General features: G+C 74.0%; 16 protein-coding genes. 7 read left to right on the top strand and 9 right to left on the bottom strand.

Annotated features, from left to right (window positions below):
• Window positions 1–4: 4 nt before the first annotated feature.
• Genes BM051_RS18405 through BM051_RS18395 form a run of 3 tightly spaced genes read right to left on the bottom strand, consistent with a single transcriptional unit; the run spans window position 5 to window position 2177 of the window.
• The gene (locus tag BM051_RS18405) at window positions 5–826 is read right to left on the bottom strand and encodes a maleylpyruvate isomerase family mycothiol-dependent enzyme (RefSeq protein WP_243859301.1); all 822 of its coding nucleotides are present in this window, start codon (window positions 824–826) and stop codon (window positions 5–7) included.
• Window positions 823–1536 (bottom strand): DsbA family oxidoreductase, encoded by a 714-nt coding sequence (locus BM051_RS18400; protein ID WP_092531585.1) that lies wholly within the window; start codon window positions 1534–1536, stop codon window positions 823–825. The genes BM051_RS18405 and BM051_RS18400 overlap by 4 nt, the downstream gene beginning before the upstream one ends.
• Entirely contained in the window at window positions 1533–2177 is a 645-nt protein-coding gene (locus BM051_RS18395) for a TetR/AcrR family transcriptional regulator (RefSeq protein WP_092531582.1), read from the bottom strand. Before BM051_RS18395 ends, BM051_RS18400 begins: the two co-directional genes overlap by 4 nt.
• Before the next feature lie 901 nt (window positions 2178–3078).
• Between BM051_RS18395 and BM051_RS29980 the strand changes: the two genes are divergently transcribed.
• A complete protein-coding gene (locus BM051_RS29980) occupies window positions 3079–4434 on the top strand; it encodes a DUF4192 domain-containing protein (RefSeq protein ID WP_243859302.1) in 1356 nt (451 codons plus the stop codon).
• A 1460-nt stretch (window positions 4435–5894) separates the two neighbouring features.
• Here BM051_RS29980 and galE read toward each other — a convergent pair.
• From galE to BM051_RS18375, 3 genes are all read right to left on the bottom strand, one after another.
• Window positions 5895–6887 (bottom strand): UDP-glucose 4-epimerase GalE, encoded by a 993-nt coding sequence (gene galE / locus BM051_RS18385; protein WP_092531580.1) that lies wholly within the window; start codon window positions 6885–6887, stop codon window positions 5895–5897.
• Between the two features lie 671 nt (window positions 6888–7558).
• Entirely contained in the window at window positions 7559–8740 is a 1182-nt protein-coding gene (gene galK / locus BM051_RS18380; RefSeq protein ID WP_243859303.1) for a galactokinase, read from the bottom strand.
• Between the two features lie 13 nt (window positions 8741–8753).
• Window positions 8754–9473 (bottom strand): iron-dependent transcriptional repressor DtxR, encoded by a 720-nt coding sequence (locus BM051_RS18375; protein ID WP_092531576.1) that lies wholly within the window; start codon window positions 9471–9473, stop codon window positions 8754–8756.
• 1107 nt (window positions 9474–10580) lie between these two features.
• Here BM051_RS18375 and BM051_RS18370 point away from each other — a divergent pair.
• The 3 genes from BM051_RS18370 to BM051_RS18360 all read left to right on the top strand — a co-directional run bounded on the left by BM051_RS18370 (window position 10581) and on the right by BM051_RS18360 (window position 15862).
• Entirely contained in the window at window positions 10581–11429 is an 849-nt protein-coding gene (locus BM051_RS18370) for a sulfurtransferase (RefSeq protein WP_092531574.1), read from the top strand.
• 536 nt (window positions 11430–11965) lie between these two features.
• Window positions 11966–13135, top strand: coding sequence for an acetoin utilization protein AcuC (locus BM051_RS18365; protein ID WP_092531572.1), 1170 nt, complete (start codon window positions 11966–11968; stop codon window positions 13133–13135).
• Window positions 13136–13150: 15 nt separating this feature from the next.
• Complete coding sequence (locus BM051_RS18360) at window positions 13151–15862, top strand: bifunctional acetate--CoA ligase family protein/GNAT family N-acetyltransferase (RefSeq protein ID WP_092531570.1); 2712 nt, start codon at window positions 13151–13153, stop codon at window positions 15860–15862.
• Here the strand turns inward: BM051_RS18360 and BM051_RS18355 are convergent.
• Genes BM051_RS18355 through BM051_RS18345 form a run of 3 tightly spaced genes read right to left on the bottom strand, consistent with a single transcriptional unit; the run spans window position 15859 to window position 19939 of the window.
• Window positions 15859–17484 (bottom strand): long-chain-fatty-acid--CoA ligase, encoded by a 1626-nt coding sequence (locus BM051_RS18355; RefSeq protein ID WP_092531568.1) that lies wholly within the window; start codon window positions 17482–17484, stop codon window positions 15859–15861. The genes BM051_RS18360 and BM051_RS18355 overlap by 4 nt on opposite strands.
• The gene (locus BM051_RS18350; protein ID WP_092531566.1) at window positions 17481–18662 is read right to left on the bottom strand and encodes an acyl-CoA dehydrogenase family protein; all 1182 of its coding nucleotides are present in this window, start codon (window positions 18660–18662) and stop codon (window positions 17481–17483) included. Before BM051_RS18350 ends, BM051_RS18355 begins: the two co-directional genes overlap by 4 nt.
• Before the next feature lie 59 nt (window positions 18663–18721).
• Entirely contained in the window at window positions 18722–19939 is a 1218-nt protein-coding gene (locus tag BM051_RS18345; RefSeq protein ID WP_092531564.1) for an acyl-CoA dehydrogenase family protein, read from the bottom strand.
• A gap of 98 nt (window positions 19940–20037) precedes the next feature.
• Between BM051_RS18345 and BM051_RS18340 the strand changes: the two genes are divergently transcribed.
• The 3 genes from BM051_RS18340 to BM051_RS18330 all read left to right on the top strand — a co-directional run bounded on the left by BM051_RS18340 (window position 20038) and on the right by BM051_RS18330 (window position 22316).
• Entirely contained in the window at window positions 20038–20229 is a 192-nt protein-coding gene (locus BM051_RS18340) for a ferredoxin (RefSeq protein WP_092531562.1), read from the top strand.
• Between the two features lie 105 nt (window positions 20230–20334).
• On the top strand, window positions 20335–21423 hold the full coding sequence (locus BM051_RS18335; RefSeq protein ID WP_092531560.1) for a zinc-binding dehydrogenase: 1089 nt from the start codon (window positions 20335–20337) through the stop codon (window positions 21421–21423).
• Window positions 21420–22316, top strand: a complete 897-nt coding sequence (locus BM051_RS18330) for a 3-oxoacyl-ACP reductase (protein WP_092531558.1) — start codon at window positions 21420–21422, stop codon at window positions 22314–22316. Before BM051_RS18335 ends, BM051_RS18330 begins: the two co-directional genes overlap by 4 nt.
• Window positions 22317–22345 lie beyond the last annotated feature (29 nt).

The following is a 22345-nucleotide window of genomic DNA, read 5'->3' as shown; positions in this document are numbered from 1 at the left end:
CCGCTCACAGGGTGTAGGCGAGGTTGGCCAGTACCCGCTCGGCGAGCGCGGTGTCCCCGGTGACGGCGATCTCGTCGCGGTGGGTGTCGGAACGCACCCGGCCGCCGGCGAGCCGGGCGAACAGGACGGCCGGGAGCCGCAGCGTGGTGGTGGCCGGCGCCGGCAGCTCGGGCACGACGGCGGCCCTGCCGTCGACGAGGACGTGCCGGTCGCGGGGGCGCGGACCGGTGAGCGCGAAGGTCACCGAGCTGCCCCGCGGCGCACCGGCCAACTTGCCGACGATGTAGCCGAGGGCGCGGTCGATCTCGTCCAGCGCAACCTCGGCGCGGGTCGCGTCGTCGCCGCCGGGTCGCCGGGTCGCCGCCCGGATGTCCTGCTCGTGCATCCAGCAGTCGAACACCCGGATCTGCATGAACCGGCCATAGGTGGCCTGGCCGGCCGGGGTCCAGCTCGGTCCGTCGAACTCCTCCTGCGACATGGCGGCGAGCGCGGCGCGGCGGCGGTCGGTGACCTCGGCGAACCGGGCGAGGACCTGGCTCGGGGGCTGCTGGCGGAGGGCGCGGACCCAGCGTTCGTTGGCCTCACCGATGGGGTTGTGCACGTGCGGCAGCGCGGCGACGTCGACGCCGGGGTCGGGGGTGGGCTCGCCGTCGAGCACCGCCTCCGTGCCCAGGACGTGGGCGAACACGTCGCGCACCGACCATCCGGGCAGGTCGGTCGGGGTCGACCAGGCGGGTTCGGGCAGCTCCGCCATGAGGTCGGCCAGCGCGGTCCACTGCTCGTCCAGAACGGACACCAGTGGCTGCTTCGGGATGGAGGTGGTCACGCGCGGTCTCCGTTCTCGGTGTTCCTGGTGGGGGTGGCGAAGGAGAGCACCCGGCCGCGGTCGACGCTCACCCAGTCGCGGCCGCGGAGGTAGGGCTCGAGGGCGTCGGCGATGGCGGCCTGGTCGCAAGCGCTCTTGGGGCGTTGCAGCTCGTACAGGTGGGGGAACTCGAGGAAGCCGGTGACGACCTGCCACAGGCGCAGCGCGGCGGGGCCGGTCGGCGGGTCGATCAGCACGGGGCCGAAGAGGTGATCGCCGTCGGGGAAGACCAGGGTCGGCACGCCGAACCCGCCGGCGGCCACCACGCGGTTGTGGTCGTCCCGGACGTCGTCGTGGGTGGTGGGGTCGGCGAGAGCCTCGTCCAGAACGGCGGCGCCGGCGCCGATCTCGTCGAGGAGCCGGCGCGCGACGTCGGGGTCGTGCGGCTTGCCCCCCTCGACGTGCAGGGTCCGGCCGATCGCCGCGTACCAGGCGTCGAGCAGGGCCATGTCCCGGCGGCGGAGCAGCGCGCCGATGCGCATCAGTGACCAGCCGGAGGACCAGGGACGTTGCCACGGGTGTTTCTTGCCGTCGGCGCGGTTGACCTCTTCGAGACTGAAGAACCGCCAGTGGACGGTGAGGTCGGTGTGTTCACGGACCGCGCGGATCCACCGTGAGGTGGCGTAGGCGAACGGGCACATGGGGTCGAAGTGAAAATCCACTTCGGTCATGTCGGGGCTCCTTCGTTCAGGCCACTGTTCCGGCCACTGTTCCGGCCCTGGCTCAGGTGGGCGGCGATCAGGTCGTGGAGCGCGTCGGCGATGTCTCGGGCCGGGGAGCCGTCGACCTTCGCCAGCAGGATGGCGCCCTGTGCCTGGGCGAGCAGGGCGCGGGCGAGGCGTTCCGGGTCGGTGCCGGGGCGGAGCAGGCCGTGCCCCGCGGCGCGGTGGCAGGCCAGGGCGATCTGGCGTCGCCAGTCGGTGAAGACCCGGGCGAGCCGGATGCGGACGGCGTCGTCGGCGGTGGACAGCTCGGCGGCGAGGTTGCCGAACGGGCAGCCGACGACGTGGCCGAACCGGAGCTCGAAGCCGGTCTGGATCTCGCCGATCGTCCTGGCGACCGCGACCAGCGCGGCGGCGGGGTCCGGGGTGGTGGCGGCCCGCGTCATGCGCTCGTCCAGCGCGGTGGCGTGGAAGTCGATCACGGCGAGCGCGAGGTCGGCCTTGGAGCGGAAGTAGTGGTAGAAGCTGCCTTTCCGCACGTCGGCGGCCAGGCACACGTCCTCGACGCCGACGGACTCGTAGCTGGCCGTGAGGAACAGCCGCGCGGCGGCGCGGACGATGCGCTCGCGGGCGTCGGAGGTGCGGCCCATGCGGACAGCCTAGAAATACTTGACTAAGCGGTCAACAACCTTTCTCGCCTGCCTGTGCCATGGGCGGGCCCGCCGGCCTACCCGAGACGTTCCACCTCGTGCCATCGCCTGGTGGAGTGGCTACCGTTCACTGAGAGGAGTGGCGCCACACCCACTTGTCGACAATCAGTGTTTGTCGCGGTGCCCCCGTCGCTCGACCTGCCACGGGTGGTGTGCCACGGGACGAGCGGCCGGGCCGCACATGTCGCCAAGTCAGGCGAGGTGGCGGCTGTAGGCGGGAGGGCGATGCCGTCCGGCTGCTGGCTCACGACGGGGGAGGTGGGCCGATGGCGGTACCCCGTCGTGCTGCTCGGCGACGCCGCGCACCCCATGGCGCCGTTCCTCGGCCAGCGGTGCCTGCGGTCGGTTCCGTCCAGGTGGTGATTGCGGGCGAGTCGGCGGTGCCGTCTGGTCGTTCGGCTGTCCATGGGTCAGGTGGGCTGATGGCGGTGCCTGCGGTCGGATCGGGCGAGGTGATGGCTACACCCGAGTCAGCGACGCGGTCTCGCCACCCGACCCCCACGGCGGGGTGGCCCGGCGGCGGTGTCGGCAGCCGAACCGGCGCGAGGCTCGGCACCAGGTGATCCACACTCGCCGGCACGCCCGGACGCGTGAACTGCCCCACCCATCCGGAGAGCTGATGCTCACCAGGCCGGAACGCCGATGTCCATCAGCCCGGAGCCGAACTGACCGCCATCCCCGGAGTTGGCGGTGACCGCTGATCCGCGCGCCCTACCCCCACCCCCGACACTTCTTCCTCCGTTTCACCCGAATGCCACCCACCTGTCCACATCACCCGTCCGTGATCCACAGATTTCCCGCGCCCCTTCCCCGCCCACCCGTGCCACCGCATCGTGGATTCATGACCACCCCCACCCCGACCCAACCGCCCGCCATCGATCTGCGGCCGCCGGAGCGTCTCGTCGCCGCGGTCCCGTACCTGCTGGGATTCCGCCCCACCGACTCGGTCGTGCTCGTCACGCACCGGGGTCTCCACGGTGACCGGGTGGGCGTGGTCCTGCGCGCTGACCTGCCACCGCCGGGCCGGGAACGCGACGTGGTGGGCGTGCTGCTGCCATCCCTTGTCGCCGAGCCGGCGGTGGGCGTCACCGTGCTGGTCGTCGGTGGCGTGCCCAACCCCTCGGAACGGGAGATCCCGACCGGGCAGGGCGGCGCCCGCGAGGAGATTGCCGGGCACCTCCTCGCCGCGCCACCGGCGCACCAGGCGCTGATCACCGCACTGGCCGAAGCCTGCTGCCGGGTCGGCCGACCGGTCCACCACGCGCTCTGGGTTCCGGAGATCCGGGCCGGCGTAGCGTTCGACTGCTTCAGGCACGCGGGCTGCGGGGGCGTGCTGCCCGATCCCGACAGTTCGGTCATGGCCGCGACGCTGACCGGTGCGGGTCGGGTCACGTTCGCGACCAGGGACGAGTGGGCGAGGTTGCTCGCACCGGGGGACGCCGGCGTGCTCGCCCGCAGAGCCGCGTTGCTCGATGCCGTGATCGACGGCCTACCGCCCGCCGGGGACACCGTTGGCGACGAGGTCCGTCCGAAAGCTCTACTCGACCCGCCGGCCTCGGCTGTCACCCGCGGCCGTCGGACGCCGCCGCCTCCCGCTCGGCGCCGGCGGGTGGAGCCCAGCACGGGCGAGCGGGCGGGCGGCGAGCGGCACGACATGGCGGCGTCCGGCGACGTCGACGGCGCGTCTCCGGACATCAGCCGTCCGGAGACCCTGCCTCGGGAGATGTGCCGTGACGTGCTGGCCGCGTTGGCCCGGGCCCGCGGAGGGGACATCGACCTCACCGACGACCAGGTCGTCCGGCTGGCCCTGGCGCTGTCCGACGAGCGGGTACGGGACGCCTGTTTGAGGACGGCGTTGCCGCCGGGCGGTTCCGACGCGGTCGCCGCGGAGCGACTGTGGCTGCGGTTGGTCCGCGAGACACCGGCGCCGGAGCGGGCCGCGCCCGCCTGCCTGCTCGCGTTCTCGGCCTACCTGCGCGGCGAGGGAACTCTCGCCGTGGTCGCCCTGGACGTCGCGCTGGAGGCCGATCCCGGGCACACGCTCGCCGACCTGCTGCGCCGCTCCATCGGGTTGGGCATTCCCCGGGAGAAGCTCGCCACGATTGCGGCTCACGACGACGTGCCGATCCTCCCGCCGGCACCGGACGGCCTGCCGCCACCGAACCCGGCGCCCGCCGGCGGAACGGAGGTTTCGTGACCCCGCGGCCGAGCGTCCCCCGACGAGCCGGTACGCGGCCTCCCGGTTGGTGCACTCGGCTCCTCGGCAGGAGGAGATGAGCCAAACCGGCGTTCGGCTGGGGGCCGCGGGCGTCCCGGATTCCACCTCACGGCGAGGGCCGGTCACGGCGTTGCCCGAGCCGCTGGCAACGGGACGAGCCACGAGTTGCGCTGACCGGCCGTGACCCAGGAAGAGCGGAGAACCGATGTCCTGCACCGCGAGCCTGGTGGGGCGCCCGGCGTCCTCCGCCCACCACGCACGGCTCGCCCTGCCCGTGCTCGGCGTGCACTCGACGCGGTTCCCCGAGGGGACGGGAAGCGTTGCTCCCGGGCTCGGTGGTGGTCCATGTCGCTGGAAGGCGGGTCACGTTGCCCGAGTCGCCGCTACCGGACAAGGCATGGGCGCTCGTGAGACAAGGAGGGGAGAGAACCGATGCACGCCTCCGGGATTGTGCGGATGGACCGCGTTCTCCGCCCGCGACGGCACGGGTTCGTGCTCGGTGCGCTACACGTGGTTCCTCTGGGGGAGCAAGAGGAGTTGATCTCACGCTCGGAAGTGGTCCGTAGGCGTCCTGGCGCTCCAGGTCACCGGGAGGGCGGGTTACGGCGTCGCCGAGTCACTGCCGGCGGGCGAGCCAGGAGCCCTGGCCGCCCGAGACCGGGGAGAACCGATGCATGCACCGCAAGCCCCCGCGCGGGTGGCCCGCGGCATCTGTTCGCGATGGCACGGTTCGTCCTTGCCGTGCTCGGTACCCCCACATGGCTCCTCGGTGGGCCGCGAAGGGCCGAACCGCCGCTCAGTGGTGCTCCGCGGGTGTTCCAGATTCACGTCAGCGGGAGGGCGGGGTGAAGGTGTTACCTGGACCGCCGGCGGCGGGGCGAGCCATGAGCTGTGGTGACCGGTCGCGGGGAAGGGGGAGAGAACTGACGCGACGAACCGGTGAACCCTGTGCGGGCGGCCCGCGTCATGCGCCCGCGACGGCACGGCTCGTCGTGTCCGCGCTCGGTGCGGCCTGGCGGTTCCTCGACGGGCCGGCCAAGGGTTGCCCCGGCGCTCGGTGGCGGTCTCCACGTGTTCCGGCTTCACGTCAGCGGGAGGGCGCGGTGATGGCGTTGCCCGGGCTGCCGGCGGCGGGGGTGAACCCGGGAGCCGCCTGACCGGCCGGGAGAAAGGAGGGGAAGATCTGATGCGACGAATCGCGGGCCCCGTGGGGGCGACCCGCATCATCTGCCCACGAGGGCAAGGCTCGTCCTGTCCGCGAGTTGGCACTCGCCGGGCTTGGCCCAGGCGCCTGGTCACCGTCGCGCCCGTGGGCGGGCCGGAACCGGCCGGAGGGCGGCACGAGCCCGGCCCGACCCGCGATCCTTGTGGACGAGCCGGGTGTCGCGCCCGGCCACCGCCGACCAGCGGCCGGGCTCCGGGTGGCGGTGCTCCGGTGGCTACCGGGCGCCGTGGCGACCGCGGTGGAACTCCCACGCGTCGGACACCATTGTCCGAAGGTCAGCGCGTTCGGGCTTCCAGCCGAGCTCCTCGCGGGCCCGGTCGCTGGCGGCCACGAGTACCGCGGGGTCGCCCGCCCGCCGCGGGGCGACCACGGCCGGGATCGGGTGGCCGGTCACCTCCCGGCACGTCTCGATCACCTGGCGTACCGAGAAGCCGGCGCCGTTACCCAGGTTGTAGATGCGGTGGTGGCCCGGCTGGGCGTGCTCCAGGGCGAGGAGGTGCGCGTCGGCGAGGTCGGTGACGTGGATGTAGTCGCGAATGGCGGTGCCGTCGTCGGTGGGGTAGTCGTCGCCGTAGATCTGCACCTGCTCGCGCCGCCCGGCGGCGACCTGGAGCACGAGCGGGATGAGGTGGGTCTCGGTGGCGTGCCGCTCGCCGAGCTCGCCGTGGGCCCCGGCCACGTTGAAGTACCGCAGGCTCACCGCGGCGAGCCCGTGCGCCCGCGCGTAGCTGGTGATCGCGTGGTCGATGGCGAGCTTCGTGGCGCCGTAGGTGTTGGTCGGCCGCGTCGGGGCGGTCTCCGGGATGGGCGTCTGTTCCGGTTCGCCGTAGGTCGCCGCGGTGGAGGAGAACACCAGGCGGGGGGTGCCGTGCGCCCGCATGGCGTCGAGGAGTCGGAGGGAGGTGACGACGTTGCCGCGCCAGTAGGTGCCCGGGTCCTGCATGGACTCGCCGACCAGGGACTTGGCGGCGAAGTGCAGCACGCCGTCGAAGCGTTCGGCGAGCAGGGTGCCCGCGACCTCGGCCGCGTCGCCCTCGACGAAGCGCGCGCCGGAGGGGACGGCGTCGGCGTGGCCGGTGGAGAGATCGTCGACCACGACCACCTCGTGACCCGCTTCGAGCAGGCGGGCGGTGCACACGCTGCCGATATAGCCGGCACCGCCCGTGACCACCAGCTTCAGGGGCTTGCTCGGCTTGTCGGTTGCCATGGGTCGTCCTGGCCTTTCTCACAGGAGGGAGGGGGAGCGATGTGCTCGCCGCCACAACACTCGTCACCGTATCTCGACCGTCCCGGTCCGCTCCGACCAGGCGTCGTCCCGCTGGTCCCACGGGCAGGGCCGACCGAGCGCGGAGTCCGTCACCAGCGGTGACAGTGTGACAAAGCGCCGCCGCCGCGGGCCGCTCGGCCGGTCCCCGCCGGCGGCAACGCGGAACGCGCCGAGCGCGGCCCCTGCGCTGGCGGCCCCAGCCACGCGGTCGGGCGCGGACGAACGCGACCGGCACACGTACCGGCGACGGCTGGCACGCGCGGCGACATCGCGAGCCGCGCGAGGAGCGTCGTGCGCGCTCGTCGTCGGCTCGTTACGTCGGGGAGGGGAGGGGGTGGGGGCGGGGGCCCGGGGAAAGGCAAGGCCGGCACAGGGTCCGTGCTGTCCGACGGGATTCCCTGTTTCAGCGGGGTTCCGTCGTCGAAGCTCGCTCGGCGGGTCCAGCTTGTCGAGAGTGTCGCCACGGACGTGGATCGGATTCGGCGAGTGGGTGTGGGCGACGGCGAGCGCGTGTCCGGGGTGTCGCCAACGCCAGGTTCATGGTGCCCGTGATCGTGGCTGCGAGAGGGACCACCGCTGACTGATCGGGAGGCACGGGCGGGCCGCGGCTCCTACTCGCGCCCCGCGCCGGCGGCGGGAACGGCGACGAAGATACGGGGTGCGCGGAAGCCCGCCCTGGCGAAGCCGGCGGTCACGGCGTCCTCGACCGCCTCCTGGCCGTCGGCCCGCACCAGTGCGATCGCCGACCCGCCGAAGCCGCCGCCGATCATTCGCGCGCCGAGTGCCCCCGCCTCCCGGGCGGCGTCCACCGCGAGGTCCAGCTCGGGCGCGGACACCCGGTAGTCGTCGCGCAGGCTGCGGTGCGAGGCGTCGAGCAGGGGCCCGACGTCGACGAGGCGCCCGTCGGCGAGCAGCTCGACCGTGCGGAGCACCCGCTCGTTCTCGGTGACCACGTGCCGGACGAGTGGTCGCAGCTTCGCGGGCACCGCGTCGAGCGCCGTGGGCAGGCCCTCGGGGGTGACGTCCCGCAGGGCCTCCACCCCGAGCAGCTCGGCCGCCCGCTCGGTGCCGCGCCGCCGGTCGCCGTACCCGGAGTCGCCGAGCGCGTGCTTCACCCGCGTGTCCACCACCAGGACCCGCAGTCCCGCGGCCGCCGCGTCGAACGGCACCTGCTCCCGTTCGCCCGTGCGCACGTCGAGGAACAGCGCGTGCCCCTCGACGCAGCACAGCGACGCCATCTGGTCGAGCACGCCGGTGGGGACGCCGACGAACTCGTTCTCCGCGCGCTGGGCCCACCGGGCGATCTCCGCCCTGGCCCGGTCGTCGGGGTCGTCGCGGCCGGCCAGCCCCAACAGCGCCAGCGCCACGGCGCACTCCAGCGCCGCCGACGACGACAGGCCCGCGCCGGTCGGCACGTCACCCGCCAGCACGAGGTCGGCGCCGCCGTCGACACCCTGCTCGCGCAGCACCCACGCCACCCCCGCCGGGTACGTCACCCAGCCGAGATCACCGCCCGGCCGCAGCTGCGGGACACGCAACGGCTCGGCCTGCTGGATCCGCCCGTCGGAGCCGACCGTGGCCACCGTGAGCACCCCGTCGGCACGCGCCGCGCCCGCCGCGGCGAGGCGGTGCGGAAGCGCGAACGGCAACACGAAGCCGTCGTTGTAGTCGGTGTGCTCCCCGATCAGGTTCACCCGGCCGGGAGCGGACCAGATCCCCGTCGGGTCGTGCCCGTGCAGCGTGCGGAAGGCCTCGGCGGCCACGACCGCCGGCCGCTCACTCCTCGTGGTCAACCCGTCGCCGCGCTCACCGCGCCTGGGCGAGTACCGCGTGCAGCACCGAGTTGGGCACCCGCATGCTGGTGTTCTCGCCGCTGATCTCGACGCTGGAGCCGCCGTCGGCCTTGCCGACCTTGACCGTCGCCCCCGGCACCACACCGACCGACTTCAGCTCGGTCATCAGCGACTCGTCCAGCTGCACGTGCTCGGCGATGCGGCGCACCTCGACGGTGCCCCCGCCGGTCCGCGCGAACTCGTCGAGCCGAATCAGGTCCGCCTCGGCGGGCGGGGCCGGCTCGCCCGCGTCGAGTTTGTCCAGCCCGGGAATGGGGTTGCCGTACGGGGACGTGGTGGGGTGACCCAGCAGCTTCACCAGCTTGCGCTCCACCGCCTCGCTCATCACGTGCTCCCACCGGCACGCCTCGTTGTGCACGTGCTCCCACTCCAGCCCGATCACATCGACCAGCAGGCGCTCGGCGAGGCGGTGCTTGCGCATCACGGCGACGGCGAGGTCGCGACCGTGCTCGGTGAGTTGCAGATGCCGGTCGTCGGCCACCACCACCAGACCGTCCCGCTCCATCCTGGCGACCGTCTGACTCACGGTGGGGCCGCTCTGCTGCAGGCGCTCCGCGATGCGCGCGCGCAGCGGCACGACACCCTCCTCTTCGAGCTCGAAGATGGTCCGCAGGTACATCTCGGTGGTGTCGATGAGATCGTTCACGCTGTCCCCTTCGTCCGCGTTATCCATGGTAGTCACTGGTCCCGACGGAATTGGCAGGTGAGGGGGAAAACCATGCCCGCTGACCGGCACGCTGCGTGATTCCACTGAGGCGGGTGGTCCCCGGCGGCGCCGGCGTGGCGGCCAGGAACGGGCCGACGCGTGGCCGGTCGCGGGCATCGACCGCCCGGGACATCGACACCGGCGGGAGCACGCGGGCCACCCTCCGAACGCCGCCGTGGGCCACGGCGGGGCGCGAGGGTCGCGCGTCGAGCGCTGAGGAACTGTCACGCCAGGCGTGCGGGGACGCGAGGTCGAGGCACTGGCCGCGGAGGTGGGCAACGGCGAGTCGCGGGTTGGGGCGCTGGTGACGCGGTGCCGTGGGCATGCCGGGGTGGGATGTCGAGTCGGTGCGCGTGGAGGTGTCGAGGGGGGCTTCGGCCGCTGGTGACCTGGCCGGCCAGGCGAGCGGGGGACGCGACGCCGAGGTTCTGCCACGGCAACCGGGTAGGGATCGCGGGTCGGGTAGCTGGTGAGCTGGCGTTCCTGGGGTGTGGGGGACGCGACGCCGAGGTTCTGTCCCGGAGGTGGGGTAGGGATCGCGAGTCGGGTGGCTGGTGACCCGCCCTGCCCGAGGCGTGCTCGGCGGAGTGCCGAAGTGCCGGTCGTGCGGGCGTGCCGGGTCGGCGGTGCCGGCCAGGGGCGTGCCGGGCAGGACGACGGTGTCTCCGCGCCCTGGCGACTGCCAACACCTGCCGCTCGGCACCGGTGACACGGCGGTGCCGGGGTGGGTGTCGCTGGTACCCGGGACAGGGCTTGTTCCGGCCGCGTGGGACCGCGGAGCGGGCAGGTCGCGTGCCGCTCGGAGCGGCGGGGCTCACGTGACGGTCGGGGGGCCAGGGGGCTCCGTGCTGCGTGCGTCGGCGACCGCGTCTTGTACGTCCGGTCGCCGTGTGGTGCGGCGTTCGGTTCCCTCAGTAGTGGGCGGGGTCAACCACCGCGGTGTTGTCCCCTGTCCCTCCCACGGACGACGCGGCGGCCCGCGGGTGGCGGTGTGGGCCATGGTGCGCCAGGTCGAGTAGCGTCCACCGTGGCGACGCGCTCCGCTCCCGCTGGTCCGATGTGGAGGATGTCAGGATGGCTCCGTTGATCTCGACGGCGGCGCTCGCCGCGCGGCTCGACGACGTCTCCGAGCGCCGACCGGTGCTGCTCGACGTGCGGTGGCGGCTGGCCGGCCCGCCCGGCGTCGACTCCTACCGGGAGGCCCACCTTCCCGGCGCGGTGTTCGTCGACCTCGACACCCAGCTGGCCGGCCCGCCCGGTCCCGCCGGCCGGCACCCGCTCCCCGACCCGGCACGGCTGCAGGAGGCGCTCCGGGCGGCCGGGGTACGCCGCGGTCACCCGGTGGTGGCCTATGACGACGGCGACGGCTCGGTGGCGGCCCGCGCGTGGTGGCTGCTGCGCTGGGCCGGCCACCCCGAGGTGGCGGTGCTCGACGGTGGATACGCCGCATGGGTCGCCGAGGGCCGGCCGGTCACCGACGAGGTCCCCGAGCCCGCCCGCGGCGACATCGAGGTCCGGCCCGGCGCCATGCCCGTGCTCGACGCCGACGGTGCGGCCGCGCTGGCCCGCGCCGGCGTGCTGCTCGACGCCCGCGCCCCCGAGCGGTACACCGGCCGGACCGAGCCCGTCGACCCCCGCGCCGGGCACGTCCCCGGTGCCCGTAACGCCCCGTTCACCGCCCACCTCGGGCCGGGCGGCCGGTGGCGCTCGCCAGCCGAACTGGCCGAGCACTTCGCGGCGCTGGACGCGCGCCCGGACGTGCCGGTCGGCGCGTACTGCGGCTCCGGGGTCACCGCCTGCTCCGTGGTCCTCGCGCTCGAGGCCGCCGGCCGGCCCGAGCCCGCGGCGCTGTACGCGGGCTCCTGGTCGAACTGGTCGGCCGACCCCGACCGTCCGGTCGCCACCGGCGACGCCCCCGGCTGACCACACCACACCCCCAGGGCGTCGCACGACGGGCGCGATGCCGCGGGTGCCGCACGGCCGCGCTCTCGACACGACGGCGCCTGCCGAGCGGGAACGGCCCGCGCAGGAGTGTCGCCCGCGTGTTCGCCGTTCCCGTCGCCGTGTTCGCCCTTCGCGTCGCCGCGTTGGCGTTGCGCGGTCGGCCTGCTCCGGCATCGGCGCGAACCGGGGGATGCCACGAACCGCCCCTGCGTCGGCGCCGCCGGGCCAACACGCCGACGATGCCCGTGGTCGATACGCCGATGCGGGCGGGGAACACGACGCCACCGCCGGCCGATACCGACGCGGGCGGCCAACGCGGCCAACGCGGCGACGAGGGTGGTGAACACGCTGACGCGGGCGGCCAACACAGCGATGTGGGCGGCCAGCACAGCGACGCAGGTGGCCAACACAGCGACGCGGGCGGCCAACACGGCGATGGGGGTGGCGACCTCGAACTGCATGGGGCGGGTGTCGGCGATCATCGGGGGGCGCGGGGGCGGGCTACGCTTTCCGTTATGCCTGCCTCCGTCGTCTGGGATCCCGCACTGCTGGCGTACGACCTCGGCGGCGACCACCCGTTCAACCCGGTGCGGCTGGAGCTCACCATCCGCCTCGCCACCGAGCTGGGGGTGCTCGCCGACGTCCCGCTGCTCGTCCCGGAGCCGGCCATCGAGGAGGAGCTCCACCGGGCACACAGCCCCGAGTACCTGGAGGCCGTCAAGCGCGCCCCGATGACCGGCGCCGAGCTGGCTCACGGCCTCGGCACCGAGGACAACCCGGTCTTCGCCGGCATGCACGAGTCGTCCGCGCTGGTCGTCGGTTCCACCCTGCTCGCCGCCCGCCGGCTGGCCGCCGGCGAGTCCACCCGGGTGGTCAACATCGCCGGCGGCCTCCACCACGCCATGCGCGACCGCGCCGCCGGCTTCTGCGTCTACAACGACTGCGCGATCGCCATCGACTGGCTGCTCGACCACGGCTTCGACCGGGTGGCCTATGTGGACACCGACGTGCACCACGGCGACGGCGTGCAGGCCGCCTTCTACACCGACCCACGGGTGCTCACCATCTCCCTGCACCAGCACCCCTTCACCCTGTGGCCGGGCACCGGCTACGCCAGCGAGGTCGGCGCCGCCGGCGCCGAGGGCAGCTCGGTGAACATCCCCCTCCCACCGGGAACCCGCGACCCCGGCTGGCTGCGTGCCTTCTCCGCCGTCGTCCCCGCCCTGCTCGCCGAGTTCCGCCCGCAGGTGTTGGTCACCCAGTGCGGCGTGGACTCCCACGAGGAGGACCCGCTGGCCGACCTCGCCCTCTCCGTCGACGGCCACCGCGCCATCTACCGCACCCTGCGCGAGCTCGCCGAGAAGCACGCCGGCGGCCGCTGGCTGGCCGTCGGCGGCGGTGGCTACCAGCTGATCCGCGTCGTGCCCCGCTCGTGGACCCACCTGATCGCCACCGTGCTCGACCGTGACGTCCCGCCGGACACCCCGCTGCCCCTGACGTGGGTCAACGACGTCCTGCGCGCCGCGCCGTCGGCCGAGCTGCCGGCCGCGATGACCGACGGCCGCCCCACGGACTACCGCCCGTGGGGCGACGGCGTGGACGAGCCGGTCGACGTCGCCATCCGCGACACCCGCCGCGCCGTCTTCCCCCTGCACGGGCTGGACCCGGACGACCCCAGGGACTGAGCGGGAGGCCGCGCGATGACCAGCGAGAACACCGAGAACACCGAGAAGACCGACCCGTACGACTACCCCCGGCACTGGGAGGCCGACGTCGTGCTCAGCGACGGCGGCACGGTGCACCTGCGCCCCGTCGTCCCCTCCGACGCCGACGGACTGGTCGCCCTGCACGCCCGGTTGTCCGAGCGCACCCGCTACCTCCGCTACTTCGGCGCCTACCCGCGCATCCCGGCGCGCGACCTGGAGCGGTTCTCCGTCGTCGACCACCACGGTCGGGTGGCGTTCGTGGCGCTGCTGGGCGACGACATCGTCGCGGTCGGCCGGTACGAGCGGCTCGGCGACCGCGACTCGGCCGAGGTCGCGTTCGTCGTCGACGACGCCCACCAGGGCCGCGGCCTCGGCTCGATCCTGTTGGAGCACCTCGCCGCCGCGGCCTCCGAGCGCGGCCTGCGCCGGTTCGTCGCCGAGGTGCTCGCCGAGAACACCCAGATGGTGCGGGTGTTCCGGGACGCCGGCTACCAGGTCACCCGCTCGTTCGAGGAGGGCGTGGTGCACCTGGAGTTCGACATCGACCCCACCGAGGAGTCGCTGGCGGTGGCCCGCGCCCGCGAGCAGGCCGCCGAGGCGCGCAGCGTGCACAACCTGCTGCACCCGCGCTCGGTGGCGGTCATCGGCGCGTCCACCGACCCCACCAAGATCGGTTACGCGGTGCTCACCAACCTGCTGTCCGCCGACTTCGCCGGCACGGTGTACCCGGTCAACCCGGAGCACCGGTCGGTGCGCGGCGTGCGCGCCTACCCCTCGGTGACCGACATCCCGGACGCGGTGGACCTCGCCGTGGTCGCGGTGCCCGCCGAGTCGGTGGAGTCGGTGCTCGACGGCGCGCTGGAGAAGGGCGTCAAGACGCTGCTCATCGTCTCCGCCGGGTTCGCCGAGGCGGGGCCGCACGGGTTGCACGCCGAGCTGCGCCTCGTCGGCGAGGCCAGGGCGCACGGCATGCGGGTGGTCGGCCCGAACGCGCTCGGCGTGCTGAACACCGACCGCGCGGTGCGGCTCAACGCGACGCTGGCGCCGCGGCTGCCCAAGCGGGGTCGCACCGGGTTCTTCTGCCAGTCCGGTGCGCTGGGCATCGCGATCCTCGCCGACGCCGAGGCCCGCGGGCTCGGCCTGTCCACCTTCGTCTCCGCCGGCAACCGCGCCGACGTCTCCGGCAACGACCTGCTGCAGTACTGGGAGAGCGACCCGAACACCGACCTGGTGCTGTTGTACCTCGAGTCGTTCGGCAACCCGCGCAAGTTCGCCCGGTTGGCCCGCCGGCTCGGCCGCAACAAGCCGATCGTCGCGGTGAAGTCCGGCCGGCACGCGGTGCGTCCGCAGCTGGCCGCCACCTCCGCCGAGGTCGACGAGTCGAGCGTGCAGGCGCTGTTCGAGCAGGCCGGCGTGATCAGGGTGGACACCCTCGCCCAGCTCTTCGACACCGCGTTGGTGTTCGCCCACCAGCCGCTTCCCGCGGGCTCGCGGGTGGGCATCGTGGGCAACTCCAGCGCCATCGGCCTGCTCGCCGCCGACACCGCGCGGGCGCAGGGCCTGCGGCTGGGCATCGACCCGGTGGACGTGGGCCCGCAGGCCGGCCCTGAGGAGTTCGCCGCGGCCGTCGGCGAGGCGCTCAGCTCCCCGGACGTCGACGCGCTGGTCGTGGTGTTCGTGCCCCCGGTGGCGATCCCCGGCACCAGCTACGCGCGGGCGCTGCGGGAGGCCGTCGTCGAGACCGGGCGGCAGGGGGAGAAGCCGATCGTGTCCACGTTCCTCGCCGCGGAGGGTGTGCCGGCGGAGCTGGCGGTGCTCGACGACGACGGTGCCCCGACCCGCGGCTCGATCCCGTCCTACCCCAGTCCGGAGCGGGCGGTGAACGCGCTGGCGAGGGTGATCCGGTACGCCGCGTGGCGGCAGCGGCCGCAGGGCAGCCTGGTGCGTCCCGCCGAGCTGCACCCGGCCCGTGCGCAGGCGATCGTCCGGGAGCTGGTGGAGCCCGCCGGCGGCGGGACCACGGTGTTGGAGGACGACGACGTGGTCCGGCTGCTGGAGTGCTACGGCATCGAGATCGTGCCGTTCCGGGTGGTGGCCGACGCCGAGACCGCGGTCGCCGCCGCCGGCGAGTTGGGCTACCCGGTGGCGCTGAAGTCGGTGGACGAGCGGCTGCGCGGCCGGGCCGACCTGGTGGGCGTGCGGCTCGACCTGACGTCACCGGACTCGGTGCGCACCAGCTACCGCGACCTGCGGGAGGTCTCCGGCGAGGACGAGGTGTACGTGCAGCGGATGGCGCCGAAGGGGCTGTCCTGCGCGATCGGCCTGCAGGACGACCCCTCGTTCGGCACGCTCGTGTCGTTCGGCCTGTCCGGGCTGGCCAGCACGCTGCTCGGCGACCGGGCCTACCGCGCCGTGCCGCTGACCGACGTGGACGCCGCGACGCTGGTGCGGGAGCCGCGCAGCGCGCCGCTGCTCACCGGCTACCGCGGCGACGAGCCGGCCGACCTCGCCGCGCTGGAGCGGCTCGTGCTGCGGGTCGCCGCGTTGGCCGAGGACAACCCGGAGGTGCGCTCGCTCGCCCTGGAGCCGGTGCTCGCCTCGCCGAAGGGCGCGTTCGTGGCCAACGCGCGGGTGGTGCTGGGCCCGCCGCCGTCCCGGCCGGACACCGGGCCCCGGCGGCTACGACCCATTCCCGCGCCGGACTAACCCGCTCCGCCCGTGGCGGAGACCAGCGGCGCGTAGACCGGTTCCGGCCCGGCGCGGTGCCACACCGGGTCGGCGCAGCCGGTTCCCTCGGCGGCCAGCGCCCGCTTGCGCACCTTGTACGTCGGCGTGCGGGGCAGCTCGGTGGCGATCCGCACGTACCGCGGCCACTGCCGCGGTCCCAGGTCGCGCTGCGCGGCGAGGAACTCCCCGAACGCCTCCGGGGGCAGCGGCCCGTCGAGCACCAGCGCCACCATGACCGCGTCGCCGATCCCGGACGGGTCCGGCACCCCGTACACGGCCGCCTCGGCCACCGCGGGGTGCCGCAGCAGCACCCGCTCGATCGGCGCGGTGCCCAGGTTCTCCCCGCCGACCCGGAGCCAGTCGCCGAGCCGGCCGGCGAAGTAGCAGAACCCGTCAGCGTCCAGGTAGGCCAGGTCACCGGTGTGGTATCGGCCGTCACGCAGCCGCTCGGCCTCCGCGGCCGGGTCGCCGTAGTAGCCGGCGAACCAGCCCGGCCCGGTGGTGTTGACCAGCTCGCCCACCGCCTCCTCGGCGTTGCGCAGCGTGCCGTCCGGGCCGAACTCCGCCGGCGGGCAGGGCCGGCCGGTCTCCGGATGCACCACCGCCACGCCGTCGACGAGCCGGCCCAGCGAGCCGGGCGGGGTGTCCGGGGTGCGGGCGAAGCCGACGCCGCCCTCGGTGGAGCCGAACGCGTCGACCACGTGGCAGCCGAACCGCTCGGCGAACGCGGTCAGGTCCGCCTCGGCGCCCTCGTTGCCGTAGACCAGCCGCAGCGGGTTGTCCGCGTCGTCCGGCCCCGGCGGTGTGGCGAGCACGTAGGACAGCGGGGTGCCGACGTAGTTGGCGTAGGTGGCGCCGACCCTGCGGACATCGGCGAGGAACGCCGACGCCGAGAACCGCCGGCGCAGCGCGATCGTGGCACCCGCGGCGAGGCCGACCGACCAGCCGGCCATCACGGCGTTGGAGTGGAACATCGGCATCGCCACGTACACCACGTCCCGGGTGGACAGCCCGAACCGCTCGGCGAGCATGTGGCCGGGGAAGGCGACCTTGGCGTGCGTGCAGCGGACGGCCTTGGGGTCGCCGCTGGTGCCCGACGTGAAGATCAGCATCAGCAGGTCGTCCGGCCGCGCGGCCACCGGCTCGACCGGGGCCCCGCGGTGCGCCGCCAGCGCGCCCGTCCACTCCGGACCGTCCAGGGCGAGCACCCTGGCGCCACCGAGGTCGAGCCCGGCCAGCAGTGGCGCGTAGGCCGGGTCGGCGAGCACCAGCCGGCAGTCGGCCAGCCGCACGTCCCTGGCCAGCGCGGTGCCCCGGCGGGTCGGGTTGAGCCCCACCAGCACGGTGCCGCCGAACGCGGCCCCGCCCAGCAGGAAGGAGGACTCCGGCACGTTGTCCGCCAGCAGCCCGACGTGCGGGGGGCCGCCCGCGGGCAGCAGCGCGCGTACCGCCGCCGCATGCTCGGCGCATCCCTGGACGTGCTCGGCCCACGACCACGCCCGGTCGGCATCGGTGTCCACCCAGCGCAGCCCGGTGTGCGTGTCGTCCCGGCGGGCCAGCAGCAGCTCGGTGACGGTCGGCGGGGTGGCGGGCGCGCTCATGCTCCCTCCTCCCCAACGCTCGCCGGCGACGTTCGCCGGGCCACCGCGTTCACCGGTTCGTCCGGGAGCTCGCTCGCGGAGGCCAGCCATTCGCCCAGCGACCGCAGCTGCGCGGTCGCGCCACCCAGCGTGAACTCCGCCCGCTTGGCGGCCACGAAGTAGCGGTGCATCGGGGAGTCGACGTCGATGCCCACGCCGCCGTGGACGTGCACGCAGGTGTGCGCGACGCGGTGCCCGGCCTCGGCGGCCCAGAACTTCGCGGTGGCCACCTCGGCGTCGGCCGGCAGCCCCTCCGCCAGCCGCCACGCCGCCTGCCACAGGGTCAGCCGGACCGCCTCGACGTCGAGATAGGCGTCGGCCAGCCGCTGCCGTACCGCCTGGAACCCGCCGATCACCTGGTCGAACTGCTTGCGCGCGCGGGCGTGTTCCGCGGTCAGCTCCAGCGCCCGCTCCAGCACTCCGAGCTGCACGGCGGCCACCCCGACCGCGCCGCGCCGGCGCAGCCACCCGGTGACTCCGATGCCCGGCGTGCCGAGCACCGCGTCCGCGCCGAGCCGCACCCCGGCGAGCTCGACCAGCGCGGCGTCGGCGTGGTCCACCACCGCCTGCGCGGCCACCGCCACGCCCGGCTCGTCGCGGTCGACCAGGAACACCGCGTCGCCGGCGGGGGTGTCCGCGGCGACCAGGAACCCGTCGGCGAACGCGCCGAACGGCACCGCGGTCTGCGCCCCGGTCAACCGCCAGCCGGCGCCGTCCCACTCGGCCGCGACACCGCACCGGGCGCCGGTGTCCGGTAGGGCGACGGCCAGCACCCTGGCGCCGCGCAGCACCGGCACCAGCCACCGCTCCAGCACCTGGCCGGCCGCCGCCGAGCCCGGCCCGAACTCGGCGAGCGCCGCGCCGGCCATGGTGACCGTGGGCAGGTAGGGCACCGGCGCGACCGCCCTGCCCACCTCGACCAGCACCGAGCACTGCTCGAGCAGCCCGTACCCGCCGCCGCCGACGGCCGCGGGCAGCGCGGCGTCCACCACGCCCGCCCGGGCCAGCTCGGTCCACAGTGTCCGGTCGAGGCCGCCGGTGCCGTGCCGGCCCAGCGTCTCCGGGGTGACCTTGTCGGCGAGGATGCGCCGGGTGAGTCCGGCGAGGTCGCGCTGCGCCTCGGTGAACGAGAAGTCCATGCGAACGGTCCCATCGTGTCGTGGTCTGAAGCGGGGTGGTCCGCCACCCGGGGCGTGGGTCAGCGGGTGACGGGAAGGCCGAGGGCGGCCGCGGCGACGATGTCGCGCTGCACCTCGTTGGTGCCGCCGCCGAAGGTGAGGATCAGCGAGGACCGGTGCAGCCGCTCGATCCGGCCGCGCAGCAGCGCGCCCGGTGAGCCCTCGCGGACCACCGCGCCGGCGCCGAGGACCTCCATCAGCAGCCGGTAGGCCTCGATGGCGAACTCGGTGCCGAACACCTTCGTCGCCGACGCCTCGGCCGGGCCGAGCTCGCTCTCGGCCGCGGCCCACGCGATCTTCCAGTTGCGCAGCGTCAGGTACTCGGCGGAGGCGTGCACCCTGGCCAGGTGCAGCCGCACCCACTCCTGGTCGATCACCCTGCGCCCGCCGGGCAACGTCGTCTCCCGCGCCCACCGCCGCACCTCGGCCAGCGCCGCGCGCACCGGCGCGGCCGAGGTGAGCGCCACCCGCTCGTGGTTGAGCTGGTTGGTGATCAGCGGCCAGCCGGCGTTCTCCTCGTCGATCCGCGCGCTCACCGGCACCCGTACGTCCTGGTAGTAGGTGGCGCTGGTGCCGGGGCCGGCCACCGTGTGCACCTTGGTCCACGAGAAACCCTCGGCGGAGGTCGGCACGACGAGGATGCTCAGCCCCTTGTGCTTGGGCGCCTCCGGGTCGGTGCGCACCGCCAACCACACGTAGTCGGCGTACTCGATCAGGCTCGTCCACATCTTCTGGCCGTTGATTACGTACTCGTCGCCCTCGCGTACCGCGCGGGTGCGCAGTGACGCGAGGTCGGTGCCGGCCTCCGGTTCCGAGTAGCCGATGGAGAAGTGCAGCTGTCCACTGGCGATGCGGGGCAGGTAGAACGCCTTCTGCTCGTCGGTGCCGTACCGCATGATCGTCGGCCCGATGGTGTTGATCGTCAGGAACGGCACCGGCACCCCGGCCACGGCCGCCTCGTCGGTGAAGATCAGCTGGTCGAGCATCGACCGCTCCTGGCCGCCGTAGGCCCTCGGCCAGCCGAGCGCGAGCCAGCCGTCCCGCCCGAGGGCCCGCACGACCTCCTTGTACGCGGTGCCGTCGCCGTACTCTCCCCCGCCGACTCCGCCCCCAGTGGCGGGCGTACCCCCACTCCCGCCACGCAGACCCTCGCGCAGCTCGGGGGTCATCAGCTCGGCGAAGTAGGACCGGAGCTCGGCGCGGAGCCGCTCGTGCTCCGGCGCGTAGCCGATGCGCATCTCAACCTCCACCTCGGGCGTTGAACTGGTGCCGGGCTCGCCCGCCGGGCTAGTGTAGAACAAGTTCTAGTTTTTCGACACGAAGCAGGGAGGCGACCGTGGAGGTCAGCGTCGACCGCACGCTGTGCGAGGCCAACGAGGTGTGCATCGGCATCGCCCCGGCCGTGTTCGAGCTGGACGACGACGAGGAGTTGCGCGTCGTCCAGCCGAATCCTCCGCACGGTGAGGTAGAACGAGTTATGCGAGCAGTGGCCTCCTGTCCCAGGAACGCGCTGGTCATCAAGGAGTAGCGCCCGGCAATTGCCCCTTGCTGATCGCGAGAACAGATTCTAGTGTGTGCCGGAAGAGGGGAGCCAACGGCGGCTCCCCGGCGAGGCCCGAGGGAGGCAGTCGGAGTGAGAGCGGCTGTGCTGAACGCGATCGGCGACGACGAGCTCGAGCTGCGCGACGACGTCACGACGGTGGACCCGGGCCCGCACGAGGTGCGGATCGGGGTTCGGGCCTCCGGCATCTGCCACAGTGACCTCTCCGCCATGGACGGCACGCTGCCGGCCCTCGCCCCTGGCGTGGTCGGCCACGAGGGCGCGGGGGAGGTGCTGCAGGTCGGCTCGGCCGTCGAGCACCTGACCCCCGGCGACCACGTCACCGTCTCCTTCGTCCCGCCCTGCGGGTCCTGTCCGAGCTGCCTGCGCGGCGAGCCCAACCTGTGCGCCGTGCACGCGATCGCGGCGTTCTCCTCGCCCCGCTTCCGGCGCGGGGACACGCCACTGTTCGGCTACGGGGGGCTGGGCACTTTCGCCGACGAGGTGGTCGTACCGGCCTCCGGCGCCATCAAGGTCGACCCGGACGTGCCGTTCGAGACGGCCGCGCTCATCGCCTGCGGGGTGCTCACCGGTGTCGGGGCCGTGCTGAACACCGCGCGGGTCCAGCCCGGCTCGACGGTCGTGGTGATCGGCTGCGGCGGCGTCGGCGTCTCCGTGTTGCAGGGCGCCCGGCTGGCCGGCGCCACCACCATCGTCGCCGTCGACCCGGTGACCGCCAAGCACGACGTCGCCAAGCGGTTCGGCGCCACCCACGCCACCACCCCCGAGGGGCTGGAGGAGCTCAAGCAGACGGTCACTGCGCACGAGGGCTTCGACTACGCCTTCGACGTCGTCGGCCTTCCGGCCACGATCCGCTCGGCGTGGGACAGCGCCCGTCGCGGCGGGAGCGTCGTGGTCGTCGGCGCGGGCAAGGCCGACGCGATGGTGCAGTTCAGCGCGCAGGAGTTGTTCCTACACGACAAGAAGATCCTCGGATCGTTCTACGGCTCCGCGCACGTCCACCGGGACACCGCCAGGATGATCTCCTTCTGGCGCGCCGGGCTGCTCGACCTCGACGGCATGATCTCCCGCCGGCTCACGTTCGCCGAGATCAACGACGGGCTGGCCACGCTGCGGGAGGGCAGCACCGATGTCATCCGCCAGGTGGTGACCGTGGCGTGAGCGGGACGGGACTCTCCGGCCGGACCGCGATCGTCACCGGCGCCGGCGCCGGGATCGGCCGCGCGGAGGCGCTCGCGCTCGCGGCCGCGGGAGCCGCGGTCGTGGTCAACGACCTGGCCGAGTCGGCGGCGGCCGCGGTGGTCGAGGAGGTCGAGGCCCGCGGCGGCAAGGCGCTCGCGGTCGCCGGCGACGTGTCCGAGCGGGCCTGCGCCGACGCGCTGCTGGCCGCCGCGACCGAGCACTTCGGCGGGTTGGACGTGGTGGTGAACAACGCCGGCGTGGTGCGCGACCGGATGGTGTTCTCGATGTCCGACGAGGAGTGGGACACCGTCGTCCGGGTGCACCTGCGCGGTCACTTCCTGCTCACCCGCGCCGCCACCGCGCACTGGCGTCGGCGGTCCAAAGAGGAGGGTGGACCGATCTACGGCCGGCTGGTGAACACCGCGTCGGAGGCGTTCCTGGTCGGCTCGGCCGGGCAGCCCAACTACGCCGCCGCCAAGGCCGGCATCGCCGCGCTCACCGTCGCCACGGCGCGGGCGACCACCCGCTACGGCGTGCGCGCCAACGCCATCTGCCCCCGCGCCCGCACCGCGATGACCGAGGCGGTCTTCGGCCCACCTCCGGACGAGGGGGTCGACCCGCTGTCGGTGGACCACGTGGCCCCGTTCGTCGCGTTCCTCGCCTCGCCCGCCGCCGAGCGCATCACCGGCCAGGTGTTCGTGGTGCACGGCGGCATGGTCGCGCTGCTCGCGCCGCCGGCGGTCGAGCGCCGGTTCGACGCGGGCGGCGACACCTGGACCACCGGTGAGCTCGCCGGTGCCGTCGGCGGCTACTTCGCCGATCGCGACGCCGACCGCATGTTCGCCACACCCGAGATCCTCGACCTGCCCTGACCGCCCACCCGCGAGCCGTCCGCACCGAT

It is taken from the genome of Amycolatopsis arida (assembly GCF_900115565.1).
Classification (GTDB): domain Bacteria; phylum Actinomycetota; class Actinomycetes; order Mycobacteriales; family Pseudonocardiaceae; genus Yuhushiella; species Yuhushiella arida.
The sequence above is the reverse complement of the archived record's forward strand: the minus strand, read 5'-3'. Positions and strand labels throughout refer to the sequence as shown.